Source organism: Synechococcus sp. WH 5701 (genome assembly GCF_000153045.1).
GTDB lineage: Bacteria > Cyanobacteriota > Cyanobacteriia > PCC-6307 > Cyanobiaceae > Regnicoccus_A > Regnicoccus_A antarcticus.
Genome location: NZ_CH724159.1, coordinates 1,785,600 through 1,792,002, shown reverse-complemented (window position 1 = coordinate 1,792,002; position 6,403 = coordinate 1,785,600). Strand labels below are relative to the sequence as shown.

General features: G+C 60.4%; 9 protein-coding genes and 2 rRNA genes. 6 read left to right on the top strand and 5 right to left on the bottom strand.

What is annotated here, in order from left to right; genetic code table 11:
* From WH5701_RS10080 to WH5701_RS10060, 5 genes are all read left to right on the top strand, one after another.
* Positions 1-645: ribosomal RNA gene (locus WH5701_RS10080) — 23S ribosomal RNA — on the top strand; the annotation flags it as partial.
* Between the two features lie 116 nt (positions 646-761).
* Positions 762-878 (top strand): 5S ribosomal RNA (rrf, locus tag WH5701_RS10075).
* Between the two features lie 275 nt (positions 879-1,153).
* Positions 1,154-2,188 carry a YihY/virulence factor BrkB family protein gene (locus WH5701_RS10070; protein WP_232201825.1) on the top strand — a complete coding sequence of 345 codons (1,035 nt, stop codon included), beginning with the start codon at positions 1,154-1,156 and terminating at the stop codon, positions 2,186-2,188.
* A 58-nt stretch (positions 2,189-2,246) separates the two neighbouring features.
* Complete coding sequence (locus tag WH5701_RS10065) at positions 2,247-2,507, top strand: hypothetical protein (protein WP_006172193.1); 261 nt, start codon at positions 2,247-2,249, stop codon at positions 2,505-2,507.
* Positions 2,507-2,947 (top strand): hypothetical protein, encoded by a 441-nt coding sequence (locus WH5701_RS10060; protein WP_006172191.1) that lies wholly within the window; start codon positions 2,507-2,509, stop codon positions 2,945-2,947. Before WH5701_RS10065 ends, WH5701_RS10060 begins: the two co-directional genes overlap by 1 nt.
* Positions 2,948-3,037: 90 nt before the next feature.
* On the opposite strand, the gene WH5701_RS10055 is transcribed toward WH5701_RS10060, so the two are convergent.
* The 5 genes from WH5701_RS10055 to WH5701_RS18620 all read right to left on the bottom strand — a co-directional run bounded on the left by WH5701_RS10055 (position 3,038) and on the right by WH5701_RS18620 (position 5,635).
* Positions 3,038-3,445, bottom strand: a complete 408-nt coding sequence (locus WH5701_RS10055) for a DUF2834 domain-containing protein (RefSeq protein ID WP_369791637.1) — start codon at positions 3,443-3,445, stop codon at positions 3,038-3,040.
* 26 nt (positions 3,446-3,471) lie between these two features.
* A complete protein-coding gene (gene xseB, locus WH5701_RS10050; RefSeq protein ID WP_006172185.1) occupies positions 3,472-3,738 on the bottom strand; it encodes an exodeoxyribonuclease VII small subunit in 267 nt (88 codons plus the stop codon).
* The gene (gene xseA, locus WH5701_RS10045) at positions 3,735-4,937 is read right to left on the bottom strand and encodes an exodeoxyribonuclease VII large subunit (protein ID WP_006172183.1); all 1,203 of its coding nucleotides are present in this window, start codon (positions 4,935-4,937) and stop codon (positions 3,735-3,737) included. The genes xseB and xseA overlap by 4 nt, the downstream gene beginning before the upstream one ends.
* Positions 4,934-5,116 carry a hypothetical protein gene (locus tag WH5701_RS17680; protein WP_156776624.1) on the bottom strand — a complete coding sequence of 61 codons (183 nt, stop codon included), beginning with the start codon at positions 5,114-5,116 and terminating at the stop codon, positions 4,934-4,936. Before WH5701_RS17680 ends, xseA begins: the two co-directional genes overlap by 4 nt.
* 189 nt (positions 5,117-5,305) lie before the next feature.
* Complete coding sequence (locus tag WH5701_RS18620; protein ID WP_255346387.1) at positions 5,306-5,635, bottom strand: chlorophyll a/b-binding protein; 330 nt, start codon at positions 5,633-5,635, stop codon at positions 5,306-5,308.
* Here WH5701_RS18620 and WH5701_RS10035 point away from each other — a divergent pair.
* On the top strand, positions 5,594-6,403 hold the full coding sequence (locus tag WH5701_RS10035; protein WP_050751523.1) for an HAD family hydrolase: 810 nt from the start codon (positions 5,594-5,596) through the stop codon (positions 6,401-6,403). The genes WH5701_RS18620 and WH5701_RS10035 overlap by 42 nt on opposite strands.

Sequence of the window (6,403 nt, the reverse complement as noted above, 5' to 3'; positions counted from 1 at the left end):
GGTCGCCTCCTAAAAGGTAACGGAGGCGCGCAAAGGTTTGCTCAGGCTGGTTGGAAATCAGCCGACGAGTGTAAAAGCAGAAGCAAGCTTGACTGTGAGACCAACAAGTCGAACAGGGACGAAAGTCGGCTTTAGTGATCCGACGGTTCTGAGTGGAAGGGCCGTCGCTCAACGGATAAAAGTTACTCTAGGGATAACAGGCTGATCTCCCCCAAGAGTTCACATCGACGGGGAGGTTTGGCACCTCGATGTCGGCTCATCGCAACCTGGGGCTGAAGTCGGTCCCAAGGGTTGGGCTGTTCGCCCATTAAAGCGGTACGCGAGCTGGGTTCAGAACGTCGTGAGACAGTTCGGTCCATATCCGGTGCATGCGTAAGAACATTGAGAGGAGTTCTCCCTAGTACGAGAGGACCGGGAGGAACGCACCTCTGGTGTACCAGTTATCGTGCCAACGGTAAACGCTGGGTAGCCATGTGCGGAGAGGATAACCGCTGAAAGCATCTAAGTGGGAAGCCCACCTCAAGATGAGTGTTCTCATGGCTTAAGCCAGTAAGGTCACGGGAAGAACACCCGTTGATAGGCTCTACGTGGAAGCGCAGCAATGTGTGAAGCGGAGGAGTACTAATAGACCGAGGGCTTGACCAACACTTGGCCCTGCTCAAGACGAGCATGAGTTGCTGAATTTGCAGACCGATGAGGTGAAAGCCAAGTCGATTACCTATGTAGTTCTCAGGGATCACCTGAGAGTGAACAGATTCTTTCCTGGTGTTCATGGCACTGTGGACCCACTCCGATCCATCTCGAACTCGGTTGTGAAACGCAGTAGCGGCGACGATAGTTGGAGGGTAGCTTCCTGCAAAAATAGCTCAATGCCAGGATAAAACAATCTGAACGCTCAATTCTTGACTCTGCAATGCAGAGAAGAGACGAAAAGGCCACCTATTGGTGGCTTTTTTGTGGCTTTTTTTGTGTGTACGCGTCCAGCCTCATCCTGGGAGTGGATTTATTCAGGTTGCAGGTAGTGTCCTTGCGAAAAAGGAGCGCCCGAATGTTGCCTTGTCGCTTTCGCGGGCAGGCGTCTGGGGCAGGCGTATCGAGCCGTCTTGGCAGGGAGCGCTTAAGATGATATTGATTCTGACCTGCTAGGCAACACGTGGATTCCTCGGAGGCCGATCAGACAGTTGATCGTGCTGGGAAGCGCCTGAAGCGGTTCATGCGTCGGTTGTGGTGGTCTTGTCGACTCTGGAACCATTTTGATTGTGTTGATCTGAGTGCGGCTTTTGCCTATCACACTCTTCAATCATTCTTTCCGGTTCTCTTGATCATCCTTGCGCTGGCCAGTTGGATTCTGGGACGTGATGATGGCCTGACCAGTCAGATCCTTGATTGGACATCCCAACTTTTGCCGGAATCAGCTCAGCGAGTTGTGCAATCGACCCTGGTTCAGCTTTATAGGCAACGCGGTGGTGCTGGCTTTCTTGGTGTGGCAGTGTTGTTGGTCACCGCCAGCAATGCGTATCTCAGCCTGCAGCGCGGCACTGATCATCTCTGGTCCCTGCGATTCGTGCGAGACTCCCGCGTCAGGATTGTGGAGACACCACTGCCTGTTGTTCAGAACGTGGTCCTCGTTGTCAGACGTTTCCTGATGCTGCGCCTGAAGGCCACGATGTTCCTGCTGGCTGTGGGAACTTTGTTTGTCATGGATCAACTGACCGTCAACCTTCGCTTCATGGGCTTTGAAACCTGGCGTGGGTTGACGGCCGCACCTCTTGCCTGGGTGTACCGCTACCTGTTCCCGGTATCTGCGCTCGCTGATCTGCTGGTGTCTTTACTGATAGCTTCATTGGTATCACTTGGCTTGCTGCGGTTGTTGCCTTCTCGGAGAATCAGTTGGCACTTGCTGTTGCCTGGTTCGGTTCTTGTTGGATCTGCGTATACTCTGTTGAACCTGGCTGTTGGTCGAAGTATCGTGTCTTTAGGTACGCGCTTCCAGGCTTATGGATTGATCGGTGGTGTCCTGGTTCTGACCCTGTGGGTGTGGTTGTTGGGGCTGATCTATTATTTCGGAGTGGCTTACAGCGTAGTGTTGGCCACCTCGGGCTCAACGGCGACCGAGCGCTTTGACCTTCACTTTGGCCTCACTCAGGCATCTCCCCTTCAGCAGGATTCCCAAGGGGGAACCCGCTGATGGCTCTTCGGAGATCCGCACCCGCCCCTCTGTCAAAACTCTGCAGGAGTGAGCGACGATGATTGAACCTGAAGATGTTGTGGTGGCCAAATCAAGCCTGACCTTGCGTCCACTCCCCACGGCACTCCTGTTGCTGTGTGCTGGAGTTGGTGCCTGTGTCGTCGGGATGTTTTTCACCCTGACCCTGGTACCAATGCTGATTGTGGCCGGTTTCATTGCTGCTTTCCTGATCGGTGCCTTGGTCTGTGCCTGGGCCGGGGTGGAGGCGCTCGCAGCCCTTGAGCGCTGGTTGGAGCGTGATTCACGCTTTCAGCGCTGATGAACCGGCAGTTGCCCTGGTTCTGGATTCTGCTGGCTGGCCTGTTGCTGGCCGCACCCACCCCGCTGGGCCGCCTGCTGCTTGACCTGCTGGGCGGTCTCACCTTGGCTGTGCTCCTGCTGCCGTTGCTTCTGGCCGGTGCTGGAGCCCTTGCCTTTCAGATCCTGAAGCGACGGGTGCGTACTTGTACGGTCTGTGGACTCAGCAGCATGGCCTCAACAACCTGCCCCGCTTGTGGTGCTCCACTTTCCAGTGAAGCTGACAGTGCCTCAGTCTCTTACTCCCAGTCTGCTCCGGTTGATCAGCCGGTGCCCAGGGGGCTCGCAAGTTGGCTCTGGACAAGCGGTGGGGCAACCTCTCAAGGGCCTCCCAACGATGGCAATCTCGATGTGAGCGATGTCACGATCGATGTGGAGTCGAGGGACGTTGACTCGCGTTGAAAGCTGGTCATCATCGCTCCAGGCCGGTGAAACTCCCTTGACGTAACGATCGTCGCCCTGATCACCTGCGCTGAACGACTATAGCTTGCATCACGACTTGGTCGAACTCCCGCGGCTGATCTCGAGCAGACGTCGCTCCCTCAGGAAGAGAAAGAATGGAGCCGCAAAGGCAAAGGCGATCGTCACACTGCCGAGCAGAACGATCCAGAGTCCGCGCATTTTCAACCGGCGGGCTTCACTGATGATCCAGATTGTGACGGCCGTCGCTCCAATCAGCAGATCGCGCGACAGCGACCGGGCCGCTGGGTTGGCGTTGGCCAATTCGATGAACTGTGCCAAGTCGAAGGCCTGACCGTAGTCGCGGATGAATTCAGCGTTGGCAAGCCATGGGAAGATGGCGCCACCCATGGCCAGAGCCAGGTAGATCCATTGCAACCAGGGCGATGCTGACGCCGATGTGATCAGAACTGTGGCGACAGTGTCCTCACTGCTGGGCACTGAGCCGGCTTCGTTGCTGGCTGGCGTCATGGTTGGGTCTCCAGGGCGTTCTGGTCTAACTCTTCAACTTGCTGTTGCACCTGCTGCAGCACCTGCTCACAGCGATCGGCGTAGGCCACGGCACGTCTGTACAGCCCGGCCATGGCCTCCACCTCCAGCTCCTCCGACTGCAGCGCCGCCAGGGTGAGTTCTAGGGCCGTGCGGCTCTGGGCGAACGTCAATTGCTGTGTTTCCTCGAGCCAGCTGTCCTCGGCCGGCTCCGGGGAAGGGGGCTGACGCTTACGGCTGCTCATGGATCTGGGTTCTCGTGACGACGCTCGAGGACGCGGACGTCGGCGGTTCCATCCAACCACTGAACCCGCAGGCCCTGGCCCACCTCCACCTGCTCGATCGAGCGCAAAAGCTGGCCGGCTTCGCCACGCACCAGACAGAATCCTCGTTTGAGTAGTTGCCTGGGCGAGAGGGCCTCCAGCAGCTGGCGCCGTTGCTGCAATTGCGTCCGGTATCGCTGCAACAGCGCCTGGGGGTGGTGTTGCAGCAGGCGCTGGCGCTGCACGACCAGCTGTTGCTGCTCCCGATCCACTCTCCAGCGCAGGGTCTGACGCAGCAGCTCCTGCCGTTGCCGCAGCTCCTGGCGCAGGGTTCGCCGGTCGGGCAGCAGGGCCACGATCGCTGCCGTGGGCGTAGCGGCCCGGTAATCGGCCACCAGGTCGGCGATTGTGGTGTCGTCTTCGTGGCCAAGACCGGTGACAACCGGCAGGTTCAAGGCCCCGAGGGTCAGGGCCACCTCTTCGCTGTCGAATACGGCGAGATCTTCGCGGCTGCCACCGCCGCGGGCCAGCACCACGGCTTCGATGCCCAGCCGTCCGGCGGCCTGACCCACCAGCTCCAGGGCTGTGCAGATGCTGGTCTGAACGGCACCTTGTACGGGGATGGGCACCACCAGAATCTTGGTGGCTGGCCAGCGTTCGGCAGCGGTGCGCAGCATGTCGGCCAGGGCGGAGCTGGGGCTGCTGGTGAGCAGCGCGATCACCGTGGGGAATTCAGGCAGGGGCCTTTTGCTGGAGGGATCGAACAGGCCGCTGCCCTCAAGGCGCTCCCTGACTCGCTCGAACTGGCGCAGAACGCTGCTCAGGCTGGGGCGGACGTCGAGAGCCTGGACGCAGAGACTGGCACGAGCCCCCCAGAAGTTGAGCTTGCCGACGACGATCACCCCATCGCCATCGGCTGGTGTGAAGCTCAGCCGCGGAAGCGCAGACGCCCAGACCACCGCCGAAATCGAGGCGGTCTCATCCAGGAGTGTCATCCAGAGATGGCCTTTCTTCAGCTGTGGCCTCGAGACCGTGGCCTCCAGCAGAAAGCGGGGGGCGAAGCCACGCTCCAGCAGGCTCCCGATCGAGCGGTTCAGGTCGCTGACGCTGTAACGGGGCAAAGGCTGGCCACTGGCGTCTGCCGCCAGCTCCGGGCCCCCGCTGGAAGTCGCGCGAATCAATGCTCCAGCCGCCCGTAGCAATATCCCCAGTAGAGGCTGATCGCGGAGGCCGCCAGAAAGAGCAGGCGGCCGAACGGATGGTCGAAACGAATCAGACCTGCCGTGGCGATCACCAGGACTGTGCTCAGCAGGCGTGATCCATCACGCCGATTCTTGACGAAGAACGGAGCCAAAGGCACGAACCGCCGAGGGAATCGCCGATTCTGGCTGACGGCTCAGGCGAGAGGAGATTTGGCTGCTGGGCCTGCCCCTCCAGCAGGTGTGGAGATGGCCAGAGCCGTTAAAAGCCCCACCGCCTCCACCTGACAGAGACGATGGGGTTGTCAGAGTACGAAGCCCGGAAACCAGCCGAGAGTGATCTCGGCGGCTCAACCCAGGCCGATCTGGGAGAGAATGCCTTGGCCGGTGAGCAGTTCGGTGGCCAGGCCGATCACGAAACCGAGCATGGCCAGGCGGCCGTTCCAGGTTTCAGCGAAGTTGACGAAACCAAAGCGGGGTTGGGTGGCGTCAGACATGAGTGGATCTAGCGGACATCCGTATTGTAACGAATCTTGGAGCTTGCTTGACGCTGGGATGCAGCCAATTTGCTGTTCGGATTTCCGGCCTGCCGGTCTGCCTTCTCGGAGCTGCGATTCCGTCTCGTTGAGGCAGCTTCCATGACCGGCGTTCCGGTAGGCGCTCGACGACGGCGTCTTCAAGGGCAATTGTCCGCTCCCCTGCCCAGCAGTCCGGACCTGGTCCTGGTCACGGATCTCGATGGCACCCTGCTGGAGGGGCCCATGTCCGGACGCCAGCGCCTCTACGGCTGGCTGAGATCGCGCCGGGAGCAGGTGCTGCATGTGTTCTGCACGGGGCGCGACCTTGGCTCGGTGTCCCGGTTGCTGAGGCAGGAACCACGCCTTGGGCTGGGGGCTCCCCACCTGGTGATCGGTGATGTGGGCTGCACGGTGGCCTGCGGCGCCAGCCTCCAGCTCGTGCCCCTGGCCGTCGATCCGATCGAGCGGCGCTGGCGGGGGCTGCAGCAGCGGCTCGAGCCCCTGCTGAGGGGCCAGCCGGGCCTGAGTGCCGAGCCCATCAGCGTCGATCGGCACCTCGCCTACGACTACGACCCTGAGAGCTTCGACCACGGACTGGTCCCCCGCCTGGAGGCTGAGGGTGTCGATTGCCTGCATTCGGGCGGCCGCTACTTCGATGTGCTCCCTGGTGGCGTCGCCAAGGGCTCCACCCTCCTGGAGCTGCTGGGCTGGCTGGAGCTCGACCCCCGCCAGGTGGTGACGGCCGGGGACAGCCTCAACGATCTGGCCATGTTCCAGACCGGACTCCCGGGGATCATGGTCGGCAATGCCGAGCCGGCCCTGCGCCTTCATCTACCCCGCTTGCCAGCCACTTTCCCGGCGGTGGGCCATGGTTGCGACGGCATCGTTGAGGGGCTTCACCACTTCGGCTTCGCCCACCTCTTCGATTGA

Bases quoted from the DNA above. Each gene is read 5' to 3' on its own strand.
- WH5701_RS10035 (WP_050751523.1), top strand. From the start codon at position 5,594: ATGACCGGCGTTCCGGTAGGCGCTCGACGACGGCGTCTTCAAGGGCAA.
- xseB (WP_006172185.1), bottom strand. From the start codon at position 3,738: ATGAGCAGCCGTAAGCGTCAGCCCCCTTCCCCGGAGCCGGCCGAGGAC.
- WH5701_RS10060 (WP_006172191.1), top strand. From the start codon at position 2,507: ATGAACCGGCAGTTGCCCTGGTTCTGGATTCTGCTGGCTGGCCTGTTG.
- WH5701_RS10065 (WP_006172193.1), top strand. From the start codon at position 2,247: ATGATTGAACCTGAAGATGTTGTGGTGGCCAAATCAAGCCTGACCTTG.